Origin of the sequence: Novosphingobium sp. (genome assembly GCF_031424035.1) — a bacterium.
In the GTDB taxonomy this organism is placed as follows: domain Bacteria; phylum Pseudomonadota; class Alphaproteobacteria; order Sphingomonadales; family Sphingomonadaceae; genus Novosphingobium.
Map to the genome: position 1 here is coordinate 25,264 of NZ_JANPGP010000125.1, position 18,058 is coordinate 43,321.

Below are 18,058 nucleotides of genomic sequence, written 5' to 3' on the forward strand. Positions count from 1 at the left end.
GGCTCCTTCCCAAGGGAGCAGGCCATGGCGAAACGTCCAGCGCTGGAAATGTTCACCCCGGAAGAGGCGGCAAAGCGTCTCGGTTCCGGGCCGATCGATGCCAGCGTCTATCACGACCCCGCCTGGTTCGAGGACGAGCGCGAGGCGGTATTCAAGGCCGAATGGATTCACGTCGGCCACGCCTGCGAAGTGCCGGAACCCGGCTGCTTCATCCGCCGCGAACTGGAATATGCGCGCGCCTCGCTGCTGATCGTGCGTGGGCGCGACGGGGAAATCCGCGCCTTCCACAATGTCTGCACCCACCGCGGCACCCAGCTCACGGACGATATCGAAGGCAAGCGTGCGACCTTTTCGTGCCGCTATCACATGTGGACCTTCGGGTTGGACGGCGCGCTGCTGTCCGCCCCCGATTTTGAACGCTTCGGGCTGGAAAAGAGCGCCTGCGGGCTGAAGCAGGTCGCGCTGGAAAGCTGCGCCGGGCTGCTGTTCGTCAACTTCGCCAAGCCACCGAAGGAAAGCCTGCGCGAGTTCCTTGGTGCGATTGCCGACGAACTGGAGGAGCTACCGCTGTCGCGCACGGTGGAGTTCGACGAATACGTGTTCGAGATTGATGCCAACTGGAAGATCTACGTCGACAATTTCCAGGAAAACTATCACCTGAAATTCATCCACCCGCGCACCGGCGCGCCGGCCATCGGCCCGGACAATCCGCTCGCCTATCCCACGCATTACGGCTTTTCCGGCGCGCACCGGGGGCAGACGCTGTGGCGAAACCCCGAACCGCCGGTGCTGCCGCCGGTGCTGCGCATGGCGATGGAGCGCGGCATCCGGGCGGCGGGGCGCGATGGCTTTCCGCCGCGCAAGACTGACTTCAAGCTGTTCCCGGCGACTTTTGTGCTTGGCCTTGCCAGCCACGTGTTCACCCACACGATCTATCCCGTCAGCGTCAACAAGACGCGCGGCGTGATCCGCTTCTACTGGCCCAATCGCGCGACTGATGCCTCAACGCGTTTCGCGCGCGAATTCAACATGGCCTCGGTCCGCGACGTCCACGCCGAAGATCGCGGCGTGATCGAGGCCGGGCAGGGCGGACTAGGTTCAGGCGCGGTCGAAGTGATCCATTTTCAGGAGCACGAAATGCTCTGCCGCCACCTCAACGAACAGGTGCGTTTGCGGGTGGAGGCGTTGCGGGCTGAGCGGGCCGGGACGTCTTAGCACTCGTCATCCTGAACTCGTTTCAGGATCCATTTCGCCTTAGCGTCCGGCGCTTTGATCAAGGCCCCTAACCGTGCCGTTGCGCTTTCTCACTTGGCTCCGAGCGTGAAGCCTGATGGATCCTGAAACGAGTTCAGGATGACGCAGTGTGGGTCAAGGATCGATAAAATCCGCAGGCCGCTTTGCCATCTGGCTGGCCACTGCCTCGATCTGGTTGCGTGACCCGATCAGCCGCTGCTGTTCGATGGCTTCTGCCAGCAGGATAGCGTCGGTCGCCTCATCATCGCTGCGGGCGAACAGGGCCTTGGCGGCGCGGATCGCGGTGGGGCTCTTGGCGGCAATTTCAGTGGCGAGGGCCATCGCACGGGCCAGAGGATCAGCATCACAATGGGTGGCAAAGCCCATGGCCAATGCTTCCTCGCCGCTGAATTCGCGGTGGGTATAGGTCAGCTCGCGCAGCAGGTCGGGGCGGACCAGTCCGCGCCACAAGGCGAAGTGGCCCATGTCGGGGACGATACCCCAGCGCAGCTCCATTGCGCTCAATTTCGCATCGGGCGCGGCAATGCGGATGTCGGCCCCGGCGGCGATCTGCAAGCCACCGCCAAGGCACGCGCCGTGGATCGCGGCGACGACAGGCACGGGCAGCTTGCGGAACTGCATCGCCATCTGCTGGAAGGCATTGGCATTGCCGTGGGTGCGCGCGGCAAGGTCGCCCGCATCGGCCAGACCTGCGGCCATCGAGGCGAGGTCCAGTCCAGCGCAGAAGGCATGGCCTTCGCCCGACAGGACGAGGCAGCGCAACCCCGGCATGTCATGCAGTGCGGTGCCCGCGGCGAGCAGTGCCTCGATCATCGCCGGGTCGAGCGCGTTGAGCTTGGCCGCGCGGACGAGCTTCAGGTGGCCGACACCGTCCGCGGCAAGGCTGAAGGCGATACGATCATTGCTCGGCCAGTTGGTGTCGGGCTGGTCATGTCTCATGCAGGCTCTTCCGGAAGCTGGGAACCGCGCCTGATTGCAGCGCATCCCCGCCTTCCGCAAGCCTGCGTCGCAGCGGGTCGGGTCCATCACGCGCGGGTGACAGCGCATAACCGCCGTCGGGTGCGGTCGAGACGATTCCACCCAGCCCCGCCGAGGCCAGTTTGGCGCGCAGTCGGCAAACGTGGACGGCAAGGCTGTTGGTCTCGGGCTTGAAGCTCATCTGCCAGACTTCGCTGAGCAGGTCCTGCGGTGCGACGGAATGGCCCGGGGTCTGCGCCAACCGCCACAGCAGCGAAAATTCGCGCGGGTGCAATCCCAGCCGCCGGCCGCCCACCGTGCCTTCGCGCAGCAGCAGATCAAGCTCGAGCGCGCCGTGACGGCGGCGGCGAGGCTCAGCCTCGGCGGCAAGGCGCACGCGCATGGCGCGCATTTCAAGCTCGCCAAGGGAAACCTGGACCGGCAGCACCTCGCCAAAACCCTCACGCAGCCATTCTGCGCGTTCCCTGCTGTCGTCGATGCCGATCAGAATCGCCTGCGCTCGCTGGCGCCTGGCCGTAATCGACCGGGCCTGTGCCGGATCGCTCAGCAACGTGGGAAACGGGGCGGCATCGTCGCTTTCGACCAGCATCCAGCCGCGTTGCCGCAAGTCCCAGTGGGCAGGGAGCGGTTCATGGCAGATCCAGCGGAAGCGCTGCATTTTCAGGCACGCCTTGACCTGCCGTGCGCGACATGGCGTGCCGCCCCGGAACCAGTAGTCTGCCTAACATGATCCTGTGCCAATGGCATCCGGATCCCCCTGAAAACGCAATCAGCGACAGAGAAATCCCTAATCTAATTAACCATGTTCTGCCATCATGCGGCCGAGCTATTTACGCCCATTGTGGACAAATAGCGCTTGATGTTGCGCGCTGCCTGCCGGAGCCGCTGCTCGTTTTCGACCATGGCGATGCGGACGAAGCCTTCGCCATCCTCGCCATATCCAACACCCGGCGCGACAGCGACATCGGCATGGGTGAGCAGCTGCTTGGAAAACTCGAGACTGCCCATTTCCTTGAGCGCGGGGGGGAGCGGGGCCCAGGCGAACATCGAGGCCTTGGGGCTGGGGATTTCCCACCCGGCGCGGCCAAAGCTTTCGACCATCACGTCGCGGCGCTTCTGGTAAAGTTCGCGGTTCTTCTCGACGATGTCCTGCGGGCCGTTGAGCGCCGCGCATGCCGCTGCCTGTATCGGCGTGAATGCTCCGTAATCGAGGTAACTCTTCACCCGCTTGAGCGCGGCGATCAGGCGCGGGTTGCCCACGGCAAAGCCGACTCGCCAGCCGGCCATCGAAAATGTCTTCGACATCGAGGTAAACTCCACCGCCACATCCTTGGCGCCGGGCACCTGCAGGATCGAAACGGTCGGGTTGCCGTCGTAGTACAGCTCGGAATAGGCGAGGTCGGACAGGACCCAGACCTTGTTTTCCTTCGCCCAGGCAACCAGTCGCTCATAGAAGGCGAGGTCGACCGTCTCGGCGGTCGGGTTGCCGGGGTAATTGACGATCAGGATCGACGGGCGCGGCACGGTAAAGGCCATCGCGCGGTCGAGCGCGGCCCAGTACTTCTCGTCCGGCGTGGTCGGCACAGAACGGATCGTCGCGCCGGCAATGATGAAGCCGAAGGTGTGGATCGGATAGCTGGGGTTGGGCGCAAGCACGACATCGCCGGGCGCGGTCATAGCGGTGGCAAGGCTGGCAAGGCCTTCCTTCGAGCCCATCGTCATCACGACTTCGGTTGCCGGATCAAGCTCCACACCAAAGCGCCGGCCATAGTAGTTGGCCTGGGCCTTGCGTACGCCGGGGATGCCTGCAGAAGCGGAATAGCCGTGCGCCCCAGGCTTCTGCGCAACCTCGCAAAGCTTGTCGATCACGTGCTGGGGCGGGGGCAGATCGGGGTTGCCCATGCCAAGGTCAATGATGTCCTTGCCCGCCGCGCGGGCTGCGGCGCGCATGTCATTCACTTCGGCGATGACATAGGGCGGCAGGCGCTTGATGCGGTAGAACTCTTCTTCCATGACCTCGAAATTCCGTTGCTCGCGGCGGATTTGCCGCAAATGTCGCTTTGCTGCATTATCGCCGCCAAGGCAAATGCGGGATTGCGGTTCACGCCGCCGCCGCGTAATTGTGCAGTGCAGCATAACTGGGCGAGGCAATCATGGGCGATAGCAGCAGCGACAAACCGGGCGAGCCGGGCGGTAGTGATCCCTTCGCCGAAATGCTCAAGATGCAGGCCGAGGCGACTCAGGCCATGCTGGGCCAGTTTGCCAGCTTTGCCGGTGGTCCCCCCGTCAAGCCGCTCGCTACCGATCCGGCCGAATTCGCCCAGTGGACCAGTGTGATGCAGCGGATGCAGGACAAGCTGCTCGCGTTCCAGCCCGACCTGTCGCTCGCCAATCCGCCCAGGCAGGTGACTGATCCGGCCACGTGGCTCGAAATGGTCGAGGGCTGGTACAAGAAGATGCCTTTCGCCGATGCGGAAACGCAGGGCCGCCTGTGGGATGACAGCGTCAAGCTGTGGCAGGGCGTGCTCGGCCAGTTTACCGGCGGCAAGCCGAACGACGATGCCGGTCCCGAGCTGCCCCGCACCGACCGCCGGTTCAAGGACCCGCGTTGGCGTGAACAGCCGGTCTTCGCGCTGATCCACCAGGCATACCTGTTGTTTTCAGAACAACTCACCCAGCTGGCCGACAAGGCCGAGGGGCTGGAGCCTGACCGCAAGGAGCAGCTGCGCTTTGCCACCCGCACGCTGACCGAGGCGCTGAGCCCGGCTAACTTCCCGCTGACCAATCCGGTTGTGCTTGAACGCACGCTGGAAACCAAGGGCGAAAACCTTGTTCAGGGGATGGAGCACCTGCTCACCGACCTGAAGAAGGGGCAGCTTACCCATACCGATCCCGATGCCTTTGAACTGGGGCGCAACATCGCGATGACCCCGGGCAAGGTCGTGTTCGAAACGCCGATGTTCCAGCTGATCCAGTATTCGCCGACCACGGAAAGCGTGCTGGAAGTGCCGCTGGTGATCTTCCCGCCGTGGATCAACCGGTTCTACATCCTCGATCTCAACCCGGCGAAAAGCTTCGTGCGCTGGGCGGTCGAGCAGGGGCTGACCGTGTTCATGGTCTCGTGGAAATCGGCTGACGCGTCGATGGCAGACGTGGTTTGGGACGATTACATCCGCTCGCAGATTGAAGCGATCGACCACGTCCGCGAACGGCTTGGCGTCCCCGCCGTTCACACCATCGGCTACTGCGTCGCCGGCACAACGCTTGCCGCCACGCTGGCGGTGCTGTGCCGCCGGGGCGAGGGCGACAAGGTGAAGAGCGCCACCTTCTTCACCGCGCAGGTCGATTTCACCCATGCCGGCGAACTGCGCAATTTCATCGACGACCAGCAGATCAGCGCCGCCAATGCCATGGCCAAGGATGGCTACCTTGACGGGCGAATCATGGCGGCCACGTTCAACATGCTGCGCAGTTCGGATCTGATCTGGAACTACGTGATCGACAACTATCTGCTCGGCAAGGAATACCCGGCCTTCGATCTGCTCCACTGGAACGGCGATACCACCAACCTGCCGGCCAAGTGGCATCACGAGTACCTCTGCGACCTTTACCGCGACAACAAGCTGGTCGTCCCCGATACACTGAGCGCGAACGGCACGCCGATCGACCTGACGCGAATCACCGTGCCCTGCTTCATACAGGCTGGCCGCGAGGATCACATCGCCCCGCCCGAGAGCGTCTGGATGCTCACCCGACACCTGCGCGGCCCGTGGACTTTCATGCTTGCCGGATCGGGCCACATCGCCGGGGTCGTCAACCCGCCGTCCTCGGGCAAGTACCAGTACTGGACCAACCCCGAACCCGGCGACACGCTTGCCGATTTCGTCGCCGGGGCCAAGGAGCATCCCGGATCGTGGTGGGGCCATTGGCTCGGTTGGATCGAGCAACAGGACGCCGCGCGCATTCCCGCAAAGGGCAAGCGCGCGCCTGGCGGCAAGGGGGATCCTGGCATCGAGGACGCACCCGGGCGCTATGTCATGACGCGGTAACAGCCCGCGCCGATGCTCGCGAAACGGGCTTTTGTTGCACTGCACAATAAATATTGACATCCGCCTCCGCGATACTTATTGTGCACTGCAGCAAATGGTTCAAACCGATCCAACGGAAGCAGGCAACATGGCTGAAGCAACCGAAACACAATCGCTCGATGCCGCAGAAAAGGCCTATGCCGAAGCTGCTGCGGAAACACCGGTAGTGTTGCCGGCGCTGATGCCCGCTGACCCTCTCCCCGCTCCGGCGGCGGAACAGGTCGAGGCGCCGGAGCCCGCCGTCAAGGTTGCCACCCCCGCCCCCAAGGCGGTCAAGGCACCCAAGGCTGCGAAGGTAACGAAGCCTGTCCCGGTGGTGAAGACTGCGACCGTGAAGACCAAACCCCTCAAGACCGCGCCGGTCGCCGCCAAGGCCCCGGTGCGCAAATCGCCCGCGAAAAGCGGAACTCCTCCTCTCTCCGTGCTCAAGGATAAGATCATGGCCAAGACCGCCACCACCGATTTCACTGCCGCTGTTTCGACCGCGTTTTCCGACCTCAAGGACAAGGCCAAGTCGGCCTATGAAAAGAGCACTTCGGCTGCTGGCGAGGCGACCGAATTCGCCAAGGGCAACGTTGAAGCCGTCGTCGAATCGGGCAAGATCTTCGCCGAAGGCGCCAAGGCGCTGGGCAGCGAAATCATCGCCGAAAGCAAGACCGCATTCGAAACCATGACCGCTGACGTCAAGGAAATGGCCGCCGTCAAGTCGCCGGCCGACTTCTTCAAGTTCCAGTCGGAAATGCTGCGCCGTTCGTTCGACGCTGCGGTTGCCACCGGTTCGAAGAACACCGAAGCCATGTTCAAGCTGGCCAACGAAAGCTTCGCGCCGATCTCGACTCGCGTGAGCCTGGCAGTTGAAAAGGTTTCGAAGGCCGCCTGATTCAGGCAGGCTTTCAGCTTTCCGGGCCGGCCCTCCTCTCCCAAGCGTAAGCCGGACCGAACCAGCGGGCCGGACAGCCATAGCGCTGTCCGGCCCGTTCGCCGTCTCAACTTTGCGCAGCATCTTGCCCGCCATGCCCCCTTTACGGTATCCTTGCCCGATGATCGTTCCGTCCATCCCCTTGCTCGTCCTTTCGCCTCGTTCCGGGGATGACGACGATTCAGGCCCGGGCGGCGGCGATGGCGGCTCGCAGATCGGCCTGGCTACCAAGACCCGGGCCAAGTCCAAGAAGCCCAGCCAGTTCAAGGTGCTGATGCTGAATGACGATTACACGCCGATGGAATTCGTCGTGATCGTGCTCAAGCGCTTTTTCCACATGGACATGGACCAGGCGACGCGGGTGATGCTCCACGTCCACCAGAAAGGCGTCGGCGTCTGCGGCATCTTCCCTTACGAGATCGCCGAAACCAAGGTGAACCAGGTGATGGATTTCGCCCGGCAGAACCAGCATCCGCTGCAATGCACGCTCGAAAAGGCCTGAACGCCCCCGAAAAGGCCTGAATACCCGGAATAAGGTCGATCCGGCTGCCTCTGGCCGCACGCCGCTTGCCAGCCCCCCCGGCATGACCTAGGCAGGAATCCACGCTGCCAACTGCAACCGGCCGGGACTTTTGTTCAAATCTATCCCCGCAATAGATCGCTACATTTTCCGCCTCGTGCTCATGCCGATGTGCGGGGTGTTCCTTGTCGCGGCATCATTGCTGATCCTCGACAAGATGCTCAAGCTGTTCGATTTTGTCGCGCTGCAGGGTGGACCGGTCTCGGTCGTGTTCAAGATGCTGGCCAACCTGCTGCCTGAATATGCCGGCCTCGCGATTCCGCTGGGGCTGCTGCTCGGCATCCTGCTTGCGTTCCGCAAGCTTGCCACGTCGAGCGAACTGGACGTGATGCGCGCGGTCGGGCTCAGCTACACCCGCCTGCTGCGCGTCCCCTACATGATCGCGATCACGCTGGCGGCGGTGAACTTCCTCAACGTGTCGTACCTGCAACCGATGGCCCGCTACTATTACGAGCAGCTCAACTTCGAACTGAAAACCGGCGCGCTTGGGGCTTCGATCAAGGTTGGCGAATTCACCACGCTGGCCGACAAGCTGGCCCTGCGGATCGAGCAGAGCCGCGAGGATGGTCGCCAGTTGATCGGCATTTTCGCCCGTCTTTCGGATGACAAAGGACAGGTGCTGACCATTTCGGCGCGCGAAGGTCGCTTCCTCGCGCTGCAGAACCAGCCCGATACGATCATCTTCCGCCTGACCGATGGGCAGATCGTGCAGGACAGTCCCGGCATGACGCCGCGCATCCTTACGTTCTCACGCCATGATCTGCCGATCCCCCTGCCCGCGCTCGAACGCTTTCGCGAACGTGGTGGCAAGGAACGCGAATATATCCTGCCCGAACTGCTCCGCATCGGCTGGGCAGCGGATGCCCCGCCGCTTGAACGGGCGCAGGTGCGGGCCAGCTTCTCCTACCGTATGGTCGAAGTCGTCATGATGCTGCTGATGCCGCTGCTTGCGGTGGCATTGGCCATTCCGCCCAAGCGGTCGACGTCTGCGCTGGGCCTGTTCGTCTCGATTGTCATGGTCGTTGCCTATCACAAGATCAACGAATCGGGCGCCGCCGCTGCTGCGCGCGGCGATGTCAGCGCGCTGCTCGCGCTATGGGCACCTTTCGCGCTGTTTTCGGCGCTGATTCTGTGGATGTACTGGCGTATCGCCTATGTTCCGGGCGGCCAGCCGATCGGCGCGCTTGAAAAGTTCGCGCAGGGCTTCGGCAAGAGGATCGTCGCCTTCTTCAAGCGGCATCCGGCGGCACGCAAGTTGACCGGACTTGGCGAAGAGGTTGGTCATGCGGCTTGATCTGTTCCCGTCACGCACGCTGACGCTCTATCTGGCGCGGCTGTTCATTACGCGCATCGTTGCCGTGCTGATCATGCTGGTGCTGGTCCTGCAGATGCTTGACCTGCTCGGCGAAAGCGGCGCAATCCTGGCCAAGCCGGGCAATGGCGAGGCGCAGCTGTGGACCTATGTCACTCTGCGCGTGCCGCAGTTGATGGCGCGGTTCCTGCCCTATTCGGTGCTGCTTGCCACGCTGCTGACCTTCTGGCCGCTGAACCAGAACAGCGAGGTCGTTTCGATGCGCGCGGCAGGGCTTTCGGCGCACCAGGTGCTCGCGCCGCTGCTGCTCAGCGCACTGGTTGTGTCGCTGATCAGCTTTGCCTTCAACGAACGCGTTGTCACCCGTTCTACCGCAACGCTGAAGGCATGGCAGGCGGCGGAATATGGCGTAGTGCCCAGTGCCGGGGGCGGGCGGGCCAATGTCTACCTGCGCGATGGCGAAAATATCCTCATGGCCTCGTCGCTTACCGGGCGCGGCAGCGAAATGGTCATGACCAATGTCACCTGGTACCGCCGTGATCCCACGACCATGGTGCAAGGCCAGATCCGCAGCCCGCGAGCGACCTTTGCCGCGCCGGGCTGGAAGATGGAAAACGCGGTCGAATTCGACGTCAAGGGCGCGAAGGTCAGCCAGCTGGGCACGGTCGTCGTCGCGCCTCAGGTGACCCCCGGGCAGGTGGCCATCAGCAAGGTCGATCCCGATGCCGAGAACATCTTCGAACTGACCGAATCGATCGCCGCGATGAAGGCGGCGGGGCGGCGCACCAGCGAGCTTGAGGGCAAGTGGTGGCACAAGATTTCCGGGCCATTGTCGGCCGTGCTGATGCCGCTGCTGGGGTCAGTCGCCGCCTTTGGCCTTGCGCGATCCGGCCAGTTGCTGATCCGCGGCGTGATCGGGATGGCGCTGGGCTTTCTCTATTTCGTCGTCGATAATGCCGCCATCGCCATCGGCAACTTCGGCGGTTATCCGCCGCTGATCGCGGCCTGGACGCCGTTCTTCCTGTTTGCCCTGGTGGGCGAAACCGTCCTCGTCAGGACCGAAGAGTAGCGCGCCTCAGCGCTTCACCATCGTGCTTGATACCAGCTTGCCGACCAGCGGGAACAGCCCGCGATAGTTCGCCTTGTCATAGGTCGATTCCAGCCCGAGGTGCGCCATCAGCCGGCGGTGCGCTTCGGGATAGGAATGGTATGGGACCGAGGCCAGCAGGTGATGCAGCGCGTGATAGCGCAGACCCACCGGAGCCCACAGTTCGCCCAGCGCGCCGGGCGGCGGCACGTTGACCGAATCGAGGTATTGCCCGGTCACCGTCATAGGATCGCCGTCGTTCGCCCAGAGATGCGCGACCAGCGTGCGGATCTGGTTCAGCACGGCGGTGAGCGAAATCACCGCGATGGCCACGGCCAGCGGCCGCCAGTCCCACGTGGCGGCGCTCCACAGCAGGAACAAGGCCCAGACGCTGGCGCCGAGCTCCTGCCAGAACACCATCGTCCTGAACGACCCTTCGCTGGGCCGGCGGCGGAAATCCGGGTTGATCGACAGCGAGCTCGCCCGTTCCCACACCAACCGGCGCAGCGGCGGAATGATCACGCCGAGCGGCACCAGAACTGCCGAGCGGATCAGCAAGCCAATCGGCAGCAATACCGCGAGCAGCAGGAATACCGGCAGGCTCCACGGCTTCATCAGGGCCAGTGGCAGGTATTCGGGATCCTCGGCAGTGCCGTAACGCGTGCGGGCATGGTGAAGCGTGTGGACGCCTTCGTACATGAAGCTGGGGATCAGCATCGGCACGCCAACCAGAAGGTTCCACGTGAAACGGAAGCCGGGCAGCGCGGTTTCATGGATGTGCGTCAGCTCGTGAATGAACAGCAGCGCGCGGTAGAGCGCCAGCGCCGAAAGCAGGCCGAGCCCGCCGACCATCCACGCCGGTTCTCCCGCCAGCGCGGTGACAATCGCGCCGTAGAGTGCGCCATATCCGATCAACGCCGACAGCAGCATGTCCGGCCAGTAGATTTCGGGCCGGGCCGCCGAAATGTCGCGCGACAGTTCCACCGCGGCGCGCAGCATGGCCTTGTCGTCGGGGATCGCCGAGATCTTGGTAATGGTCATTTCAGGCGCATTCATGCCATAATTCCACGGTTAAAGGCCTGCCGGGCGCGTTGGGACTGTCGCGGTGCGGCTTGACATGTATCGGGACCGAACGCAGGTCCGGCCCCGGTTGTTCTCCAATCCTACGGCAAAGGCAATGACGTGACCTCAGGCGAACTAATGATCACTCCGGTTTCGGGCAAGACCGGGATCGCGGACTTTGTCGATTACGGTTATCGGATAAATGCATCGGACCCGAACTATGTGCCGCAATTGCGCGGCGAAGAGATCGGCAAGTATACTCCGGGCGAGAATCCCTTTTTCGAACATGCCCGTGTCCAGCTGTTTCTGGCGCGGCGCGGCGGTGAGATTGTCGGGCGCATATCGGCGCATATCGATGAACTGGCGCTGACCCAGCCGGTGGAGCAGGGCATGGGCCCTGGCACCGGCCTGTGGGGCGCGCTCGAAACCACAGACCCGCAGGTTGCCACGGCATTGATCCAGCGGGCCGAGGCATGGCTGCGCGAACAGGGCATGACCAAGGTGCTCGCGCCGATGAACCTTTCGGTCTGGGAAGAGCCGGGCCAGCTCGTGCTGGGCCACGATCACCCGCCGATGGTGATGATGGGCCACCAGAACGCGCGCTACCAACCGTGGATCGAAGGCGCAGGCTATGGCCTCGTCAAGCAGCTCCACACCTATGATCTTGACATCAAGCGCGAATTTCCACCGCTGATCCAGCGCATTGTCCAATCGGGCGAAAAGAACGCGCGGATCAAGGTGCGCGGCGTCGATCTCGCCCAGTTCCCCCGCGAAGTGAAGATCATCTGCGACATCCTCAACGATGCCTGGTCGGACAACTGGGGCTTCGTTCCCTTCACCGAGACCGAGATCGCCTATACTGCGAAAAAGCTGAAACCGATCTGCAAGTCCGACCTGATCTACATCGCCGAGTATGATGGCGAGCCGGTCGCCTTCATGATGACCCTGCCTGACCTCAATCAGGTGCAGAAGGAAGTGGTGCGCCCCAACGGCAAGCCCAGTCTGCTCGGCTGGCTGAAGCTGGCGCTGTGGCTGTGGAAGCCGAAGAATGCCGACATGCGGGTGCCGCTCATGGGCGTTGTAAAGCGGTTGCAGTCGTCGCGCATGGCCAGCCAGCTCGCTTTCATGATGATCGAATATATCCGCCGCAACGCCGTGAAACATTACAACGGCAAGCGCGGCGAGATCGGCTGGATCCTGGAAGACAACCAGGGAATGGTCGCGATTGCCGAGACGATCGAGAGCACGATCAACAAGACCTACAACATCTATGAGAAGGCTTTGTAGGCCTCCATAGGGATCACTCGTCACCCTGAACTCGTTTCAGGGTCCATTGTGCCTCATGGCCCGACCGCTGATTGGGTACGCAACTGCGCCGTTGGGTGAAAGAACATAGCTCCGGTTGCGGGGCTTTATGGATGCTGAAACGAGTTCAGCATGACGAAAGCTCTTGACTTGAGAAGGGTGACAGAGGTGACACCCTGTCACCCTGTTTTTTTCCATCAAGTCACTGACAATCCGTCGCTAATCTCGAAAGCGGACGGGTTACACCTGAGCCGCGCGCGCAGGCATCCTTACCGGGACCAACAATGTCAAAGAGCGGCGCGACCCTAGCAAATCGCCGCCTTGTAGGAAAACGCGCGCTCAGTCCCCGCGCTGGCGGTCCACCGTAGCGGTCGTCGCCACGTCGAGCGTGACATTGCCCAGCGTGCGCATGATGTCGGGCAGCATTTCCACCGCCACCAGCAGCGCCAGCGGGGCAATCGGCACGCCCATGGCATTGGCGATCGGGCCGACCGAGATGACGAAGCTCAGCGTCCCGGGCAGCGAGACCGAACTCAGCGAAACGAGGAAGGCAACCAGCACACCCGCGCCCAGCACCAGCGGCGAAAGCGGCGTTCCGGTCAGGTAGGCGGCATAGATCGCCACGCCCATGTTCATCGCCGGGCTGGTGGCGCGAAAGATCGCCACGGCCAGCGGCAGGACGAAATCGGCGGTCGCCTCGCGCACGCCCATCTTGCGCGTCGCGGCGAGCATGGCCGGCAGGCTGGCCAGCGAGGACTGGGTGGACAGCGCCACCGCATAGACCGGGGTCATGGCGCGGAAGAAGGTGCCCACCTTCTGTCCGCCCAGCGTCAGCGCCAGCACCACACCGCCAAGCATGACCACAAAGCCCGCCGCACTGACGATCAGGACATAGTGCGCCAACGCGCCAATGGCGTCGGCGCCGCTGCTGGCGAGCGGCAGGGCGAGGCCGAAAACACCGATGGGGGCCAGTTTCAGCACCCAGCCGACCATGACCATCATCGCCGCGGCCAGCCCTTCGAACACGTGGTTCAACTGCGCGCGCGGCGCGGCGGCGATGCGCGTTGTCGCCACGGCAAAGACCGAAACGAACAGCACGATCGGCAGCATCGCCCCGCTGGCGGCCGAGGCGAAGATGTTTTCGGGCATCATTGCCAGCAGCACCTGGGCAAAGCCGGGAACCTCACCCGCCGTGGCTGCGCCGCCGCTCAGCGCGGCTGCCGCGCGTTCGGGAATGGGAAAGGCAGTGAGCAGCGCCGGCACCAGCAGCGCCGAAAGCGTGCCGCTGATCAGCAGCACGATAAAGAACAGCCCCACGGCGCGGCGCGCCAGCTTGCCGCCGTTTGCCGCTGCCAGCGTCTGCGAGATGCCGGTGAACACCAGTCCGATCACCAGCGGCACTATGGTCAGCTGCAAGGCGCGCAGCCATAAAGTGCCCGCCAGCCCGCCGTACTTGAGCAAGGGTTCCGCCAGCGACGTTCCCTGAAACACCAGCCCGGCAAGGAAGCCAAGCACCAGTCCGGCGAAAGTAAGTCCCGCCGGAACCTTGATTTCAGGAAAGCCCGTTGCCGTTTTGCCCTCGTCCATTATCGCCCCAATTCCGTTGTGCCGGGGTGACATTAGCGCCTGCTTGCGCCATGGCAATTTGTCATGGTTGCTGCGGCGGGAAACGCAGGTTTGGAGAGTGTTGCGCATGGCTAGGCAGTATTTCGGCACAGATGGGATTCGCGGGCGGACCAATGCCGGCGTGATGACTGCTGCCATCGCGATGAAGGTCGGTCAGGCGGCGGGAACGCGGTTCCTGCGCGGTGATCACCGCCACCGCGTGGTGATCGGCAAGGACACCCGGCTCTCGGGCTATATGCTGGAAAACGCGCTGGTCGCCGGGTTCACGAGCGTTGGCATGGACGTGGTGCTCACCGGCCCGCTGCCCACCCCGGCGATTGCCCTCCTCACCCGCGAACTGCGCGCCGATGTCGGCGTGATGATCTCGGCCAGCCACAATCCATATGAGGATAACGGCATCAAGCTGTTCGGCCCCGATGGCTTCAAGCTGTCGGACGAGGACGAACTGGCGATCGAGGCCCTGCTGGGCGAGGAACAGCCGCTGGCCGACGCCGCCAGGATCGGCCGTGCCCGCCGGATCGAGGATGCGCGCGGGCGCTACATCCACGCGGTGAAGGGCTCGGTGCCTGAGAATGTCCGGCTCGACGGGCTCAAGATCGTCGTCGATTGCGCCAATGGTGCAGCCTATCAGGTGGCCCCTTCGGCGATCTGGGAACTCGGCGCCGAAGTGATCGCGGTCGGCGTCAATCCCAACGGCACCAACATCAATGACAAGGTGGGGTCGACACACCTCAACCTCGTCAAGGAAACCGTTGTCGCCAGCGGCGCGGACATCGGCATTGCGCTCGATGGCGATGCCGACCGGCTGATCGTCGTCGATGAAAAGGGCCAGACGGTCGACGGTGACCAGATCATGGCGCTGATCGGAAGCCGGCTTGCGGCGAGCGGGAACCTGCGCGGCGGCGGCGTGGTGGCGACGGTGATGTCGAACCTCGGGCTTGAACGCTTCCTCACCGGACAAGGCCTGACGCTGGAGCGCACCAAGGTGGGCGACCGCCACGTGCTCGAACGGATGAAGACCGGCGGCTTCAACGTCGGCGGTGAACAGTCGGGCCACATGATCATGCTCGACCATGCCACCACAGGCGATGGCACTGTGGCAGCGCTGCAGGTGCTCGCCGCGCTGGTGCAGTCGGGCAAGCGTGCCAGCGAATTGCTGCACCTGTTCGATCCGGTGCCGCAATTGCTCAAGAACGTGCGTTTCTCTGGCGGGAAGCCGCTGGATGATGCCAAGGTCAAGGCTGTGATCGCCGAAGCCGAAGCGCAATTGCAGGGCAAGGGCCGGCTGGTCATCCGCCCGTCAGGCACCGAACCGGTGATCCGGGTCATGGCCGAAGGCGATGATGCGGGTGAGGTTGAACAGGTCGTCGATGCGATCTGCGATGCCGTGAAAGAGGCTGCCGCCTGATGCTTGAAATGCGCCCCGATTGCGAAAAGTGCGGCTGCGACTTGCCGGCTGAAGCCCCCGGCGCGTTCATCTGTTCGTTCGAATGCACTTTCTGCGCCGAATGCGCCGATGCGTTGGACGACCGCTGCCCCAATTGCGGCGGTGAGCTGATGGACCGGCCCTCGCGATCGAAGAAGCTGCAGGAGAAGAACTCGCCTTCGAGCGAGCGGAAGTTCAATTCTTCGTCGTCCCGGACTTGATCCGGGACCGCTGGCATGAACGCTCAACCTTCCGTCGATGAGGTCAGCGGTCCCGGGTCAGGCCCGGGACGACATGTGCCCCGCATCCTCACCATAGCCGGTTCCGATTCCTCGGGCGGCGCGGGCATTCAGGCAGACATCAAGACGATCACCATGCTCGGCGGCTATGCCATGACCGCGATCACCGCGATCACCGCGCAGAACACGCTGGGGGTGAGCGCGGTCGAAGTGCTCTCGCCCGATCTCGTCGTCGCCCAGATCGAAGCCTGCGCCAATGACATCGGCATCAACGCGGTGAAGATCGGCATGCTGGGTTCGCCCGGGATCGCTCACGCCGTCGCCGACCTGCTCGAAAGCGCGAATGTGCCGTTGGTTTTCGATCCGGTGATGATCGCCACGAGCGGCGCGGCGCTGGCCGACGCAGAGACCATCGCGGCCTTCGAACGGCTGATGAAGCTCGCCACGCTGACCACGCCGAACGTGCCTGAACTGGTGGCGCTCGGCGGTGATGCCGGTATGGCGGCGCGCGGCACTGCCTATCTCGCCAAGGGCGGCGATGCGGATGGTCCCGAGGTCGAGGACCGGCTGGTCATTCCCGGCGAGGATCAGCGTATCTGGCGCGGAATGCGGGTGCAGACGCGCCACACTCACGGCACGGGCTGCACTCTGGCCAGCGCCATCGCCACCCTGCTGGGGCAGGGCCTGCCGCTGGTCGAGGCCGTGGAAGGCGCGCGCCGCTTCGTCCGCGCCGCGCTGATCGCCGCGCCCGGCTTTGGCTCAGGGCACGGGCCGCTGGGGCATCAGGCGGTGCGCTGATCGCCGAGTTCAATCTGGCCGGTTACGAGCAGTTCTTCGAGCACGATCAGGGCTTCGCTCGGCGCCGCGATTCCGCTCGTTGCGGCGAGAATTTCATCGACACAGCGCGTCCCGTCGATGGCTGCAACGAGCGCTTCGACCAACCGGCAGGAGTCTGCTTCGGACATCATCGCGCGTCCGGACTTGCCCAGCCGGATCTTGAACGTTGCGCCTTGCGCGCCGATTTCGCGCGTTTCCTCGATTTCGATCTTCGCGTCGCTGCGCAGGTGCGGAACCGCTGCCCTGTGCAGCGCGGATCGGTGCAGGCGGCTGCGCTGTGCGGGACCGGCCTTGCGGGCGCGGAACAGGACGACGCGGTGGACTTCGCCATTCCACGCCGGATCGAAGGCGGACAGGTCAAGATGCGGCAGGACCCGCGCTTCGGCGTGATCCAGTTCGAAGCCGTGCAGGCCGGCGAAGGCGTGCATATCCTCCTCGCTCCAGCGGTCCGCCCCGGCAGAATCGCCGGGCAGGCGGAACGGCAGGCCCACGTTCACCCAGACACCGCCGGGCGCGAGGACGCGGTGGACTTCGCCAGCGATTCCTGCCGGATCGACCGCAATGTCGAGCAGGTACTGCGTGACAACCAACGACTGGCTGCCATCGGCGAAGGGCAGGTTGCCAGCATCGGCAACCGCAAAACCGGCGTTGCCGGGCCCCCGATCGCTTCCGCCGATGCAGATGGCATTGCCGTCGCCGCGCTGTCCGCCATGCTCTGGGCGCAGCTCCGCGTCCCCGCCGTGAAGCAGGTCCTGCGCCCAGAGCATCGCGGGCAGCGAGAGGTCGATTCCCGTCACCACCGCGAAGCTCCCGGCCAGTTCGGTGACCAGCTTTCCGGCGCCTGCCCCGATAACCAGCGCCGCTTGCCGGTCGGCGCTGTGCAGGGCTTCATCGGCGATGATCCGGGTGACCGATGCAGCGGAGCCGCAATCGCCCCAGTCGGCGATGAAATAGGGGATCAGCCGGGCGATCGACCACCCGGTGCGCGCGCGCGCGACAAAATCAGCCGCTGCCGGATCGGCGGTAGCGGTCCCGCGGTAGGCGCGGAAAAACGGTGCCGAAGCCGCTTCGATATTGGCAATGCGGGCCGTAAAAGCCGCCCGAAGCCGTTCGTGGCGCGCTCCGGGGGCATTGGCGCGCATCTGGTCCAGCGCCAGCGCCATGCGCTCGGCCAGCAAGGCCTTGCGCGTGGCGTCGATATGGCGATCCGGATAGGGCAGCAGCACCGGCACACCGCCCTGCGCAGGATAGGCCCGGCTGCAAGCGTGACATGCCAGCGCCTCGCCCGAAGGGTCCAGCGGGCCGCCGCAATGCACGCAGATATAAGGCATCGCGGCGGTGCTCC

16 protein-coding genes are annotated in these 18,058 nt (G+C 63.9%); 10 read left to right on the forward strand and 6 right to left on the reverse strand.

What is annotated here, in order from left to right; translation table 11 throughout:
- The first annotated feature begins 24 nt into the window (after window positions 1–24).
- A complete protein-coding gene (locus RMO89_RS17150) occupies window positions 25–1,215 on the forward strand; it encodes an aromatic ring-hydroxylating dioxygenase subunit alpha (protein ID WP_310534654.1) in 1,191 nt (396 codons plus the stop codon).
- Between the two features lie 153 nt (window positions 1,216–1,368).
- Here RMO89_RS17150 and RMO89_RS17155 read toward each other — a convergent pair whose 3' ends face one another.
- The 3 genes from RMO89_RS17155 to RMO89_RS17165 form a co-directional block, all read right to left on the reverse strand.
- Entirely contained in the window at window positions 1,369–2,193 is an 825-nt protein-coding gene (locus RMO89_RS17155) for a crotonase/enoyl-CoA hydratase family protein (RefSeq protein WP_310534655.1), read from the reverse strand.
- Window positions 2,183–2,890, reverse strand: coding sequence for a winged helix-turn-helix domain-containing protein (locus RMO89_RS17160; RefSeq protein WP_310534656.1), 708 nt, complete (start codon window positions 2,888–2,890; stop codon window positions 2,183–2,185). Before RMO89_RS17160 ends, RMO89_RS17155 begins: the two co-directional genes overlap by 11 nt.
- Window positions 2,891–3,045: 155 nt before the next feature.
- A complete protein-coding gene (locus tag RMO89_RS17165) occupies window positions 3,046–4,245 on the reverse strand; it encodes an LL-diaminopimelate aminotransferase (protein WP_310534657.1) in 1,200 nt (399 codons plus the stop codon).
- Window positions 4,246–4,385: 140 nt separating this feature from the next.
- On the opposite strand from RMO89_RS17165, the gene RMO89_RS17170 reads away from it, so the two are divergent.
- The 5 genes from RMO89_RS17170 (at window position 4,386) to lptG (ending at window position 10,200) form a co-directional block, all read left to right on the forward strand.
- Window positions 4,386–6,281 (forward strand): class I poly(R)-hydroxyalkanoic acid synthase, encoded by a 1,896-nt coding sequence (locus tag RMO89_RS17170; RefSeq protein WP_310534658.1) that lies wholly within the window; start codon window positions 4,386–4,388, stop codon window positions 6,279–6,281.
- Window positions 6,282–6,408: 127 nt separating this feature from the next.
- Window positions 6,409–7,200: a phasin family protein gene (locus RMO89_RS17175; RefSeq protein ID WP_310534660.1), complete on the forward strand. Its 792-nt coding sequence runs from the start codon at window positions 6,409–6,411 to the stop codon at window positions 7,198–7,200.
- A 160-nt stretch (window positions 7,201–7,360) separates the two neighbouring features.
- Window positions 7,361–7,741 (forward strand): ATP-dependent Clp protease adapter ClpS, encoded by a 381-nt coding sequence (gene clpS / locus RMO89_RS17180; protein WP_310534662.1) that lies wholly within the window; start codon window positions 7,361–7,363, stop codon window positions 7,739–7,741.
- A 130-nt stretch (window positions 7,742–7,871) separates the two neighbouring features.
- Window positions 7,872–9,113 (forward strand): LPS export ABC transporter permease LptF, encoded by a 1,242-nt coding sequence (lptF, locus tag RMO89_RS17185; protein ID WP_310534663.1) that lies wholly within the window; start codon window positions 7,872–7,874, stop codon window positions 9,111–9,113.
- On the forward strand, window positions 9,103–10,200 hold the full coding sequence (lptG, locus tag RMO89_RS17190) for an LPS export ABC transporter permease LptG (RefSeq protein WP_310534664.1): 1,098 nt from the start codon (window positions 9,103–9,105) through the stop codon (window positions 10,198–10,200). The genes lptF and lptG overlap by 11 nt, the downstream gene beginning before the upstream one ends.
- A gap of 6 nt (window positions 10,201–10,206) precedes the next feature.
- Here lptG and RMO89_RS17195 read toward each other — a convergent pair whose 3' ends face one another.
- Window positions 10,207–11,259, reverse strand: coding sequence for a fatty acid desaturase (locus RMO89_RS17195; RefSeq protein WP_310534665.1), 1,053 nt, complete (start codon window positions 11,257–11,259; stop codon window positions 10,207–10,209).
- 159 nt (window positions 11,260–11,418) lie between these two features.
- On the opposite strand from RMO89_RS17195, the gene RMO89_RS17200 reads away from it, so the two are divergent.
- Window positions 11,419–12,567: a GNAT family N-acetyltransferase gene (locus RMO89_RS17200; protein WP_310534666.1), complete on the forward strand. Its 1,149-nt coding sequence runs from the start codon at window positions 11,419–11,421 to the stop codon at window positions 12,565–12,567.
- 357 nt (window positions 12,568–12,924) lie between these two features.
- On the opposite strand, the gene RMO89_RS17205 is transcribed toward RMO89_RS17200, so the two are convergent.
- Window positions 12,925–14,172: a dicarboxylate/amino acid:cation symporter gene (locus RMO89_RS17205; RefSeq protein ID WP_310534667.1), complete on the reverse strand. Its 1,248-nt coding sequence runs from the start codon at window positions 14,170–14,172 to the stop codon at window positions 12,925–12,927.
- 106 nt (window positions 14,173–14,278) lie between these two features.
- On the opposite strand from RMO89_RS17205, the gene glmM reads away from it, so the two are divergent.
- From glmM to thiD, 3 genes are read left to right on the forward strand one after another with little or no spacing between them, the layout of a single operon-like run.
- Window positions 14,279–15,619, forward strand: a complete 1,341-nt coding sequence (glmM, locus tag RMO89_RS17210) for a phosphoglucosamine mutase (protein ID WP_310534668.1) — start codon at window positions 14,279–14,281, stop codon at window positions 15,617–15,619.
- Complete coding sequence (locus RMO89_RS17215; protein ID WP_310534669.1) at window positions 15,619–15,858, forward strand: DUF1272 domain-containing protein; 240 nt, start codon at window positions 15,619–15,621, stop codon at window positions 15,856–15,858. Before glmM ends, RMO89_RS17215 begins: the two co-directional genes overlap by 1 nt.
- A gap of 15 nt (window positions 15,859–15,873) precedes the next feature.
- Complete coding sequence (gene thiD / locus RMO89_RS17220) at window positions 15,874–16,674, forward strand: bifunctional hydroxymethylpyrimidine kinase/phosphomethylpyrimidine kinase (RefSeq protein WP_409035577.1); 801 nt, start codon at window positions 15,874–15,876, stop codon at window positions 16,672–16,674.
- On the opposite strand, the gene RMO89_RS17225 is transcribed toward thiD, so the two are convergent.
- The gene (locus RMO89_RS17225; protein WP_310534673.1) at window positions 16,659–18,044 is read right to left on the reverse strand and encodes a methyltransferase domain-containing protein; all 1,386 of its coding nucleotides are present in this window, start codon (window positions 18,042–18,044) and stop codon (window positions 16,659–16,661) included. The two genes, thiD and RMO89_RS17225, sit on opposite strands and share 16 nt — an antisense overlap.
- Window positions 18,045–18,058 lie beyond the last annotated feature (14 nt).

Excerpts from the sequence above, each read along its gene's own strand:
- RMO89_RS17150 (WP_310534654.1), top strand. The coding sequence starts at position 25 with ATGGCGAAACGTCCAGCGCTGGAAATGTTCACCCCGGAAGAGGCGGCA.
- RMO89_RS17155 (WP_310534655.1), bottom strand. The coding sequence starts at position 2,193 with ATGAGACATGACCAGCCCGACACCAACTGGCCGAGCAATGATCGTATC.
- RMO89_RS17160 (WP_310534656.1), bottom strand. The coding sequence starts at position 2,890 with ATGCAGCGCTTCCGCTGGATCTGCCATGAACCGCTCCCTGCCCACTGG.
- RMO89_RS17165 (WP_310534657.1), bottom strand. The coding sequence starts at position 4,245 with ATGGAAGAAGAGTTCTACCGCATCAAGCGCCTGCCGCCCTATGTCATC.
- RMO89_RS17170 (WP_310534658.1), top strand. The coding sequence starts at position 4,386 with ATGGGCGATAGCAGCAGCGACAAACCGGGCGAGCCGGGCGGTAGTGAT.
- RMO89_RS17175 (WP_310534660.1), top strand. The coding sequence starts at position 6,409 with ATGGCTGAAGCAACCGAAACACAATCGCTCGATGCCGCAGAAAAGGCC.
- clpS (WP_310534662.1), top strand. The coding sequence starts at position 7,361 with ATGATCGTTCCGTCCATCCCCTTGCTCGTCCTTTCGCCTCGTTCCGGG.
- lptG (WP_310534664.1), top strand. The coding sequence starts at position 9,103 with ATGCGGCTTGATCTGTTCCCGTCACGCACGCTGACGCTCTATCTGGCG.
- RMO89_RS17195 (WP_310534665.1), bottom strand. The coding sequence starts at position 11,259 with ATGACCATTACCAAGATCTCGGCGATCCCCGACGACAAGGCCATGCTG.
- RMO89_RS17200 (WP_310534666.1), top strand. The coding sequence starts at position 11,419 with ATGATCACTCCGGTTTCGGGCAAGACCGGGATCGCGGACTTTGTCGAT.
- RMO89_RS17205 (WP_310534667.1), bottom strand. The coding sequence starts at position 14,172 with ATGGACGAGGGCAAAACGGCAACGGGCTTTCCTGAAATCAAGGTTCCG.
- glmM (WP_310534668.1), top strand. The coding sequence starts at position 14,279 with ATGGCTAGGCAGTATTTCGGCACAGATGGGATTCGCGGGCGGACCAAT.
- RMO89_RS17215 (WP_310534669.1), top strand. The coding sequence starts at position 15,619 with ATGCTTGAAATGCGCCCCGATTGCGAAAAGTGCGGCTGCGACTTGCCG.
- thiD (WP_409035577.1), top strand. The coding sequence starts at position 15,874 with ATGAACGCTCAACCTTCCGTCGATGAGGTCAGCGGTCCCGGGTCAGGC.
- RMO89_RS17225 (WP_310534673.1), bottom strand. The coding sequence starts at position 18,044 with ATGCCTTATATCTGCGTGCATTGCGGCGGCCCGCTGGACCCTTCGGGC.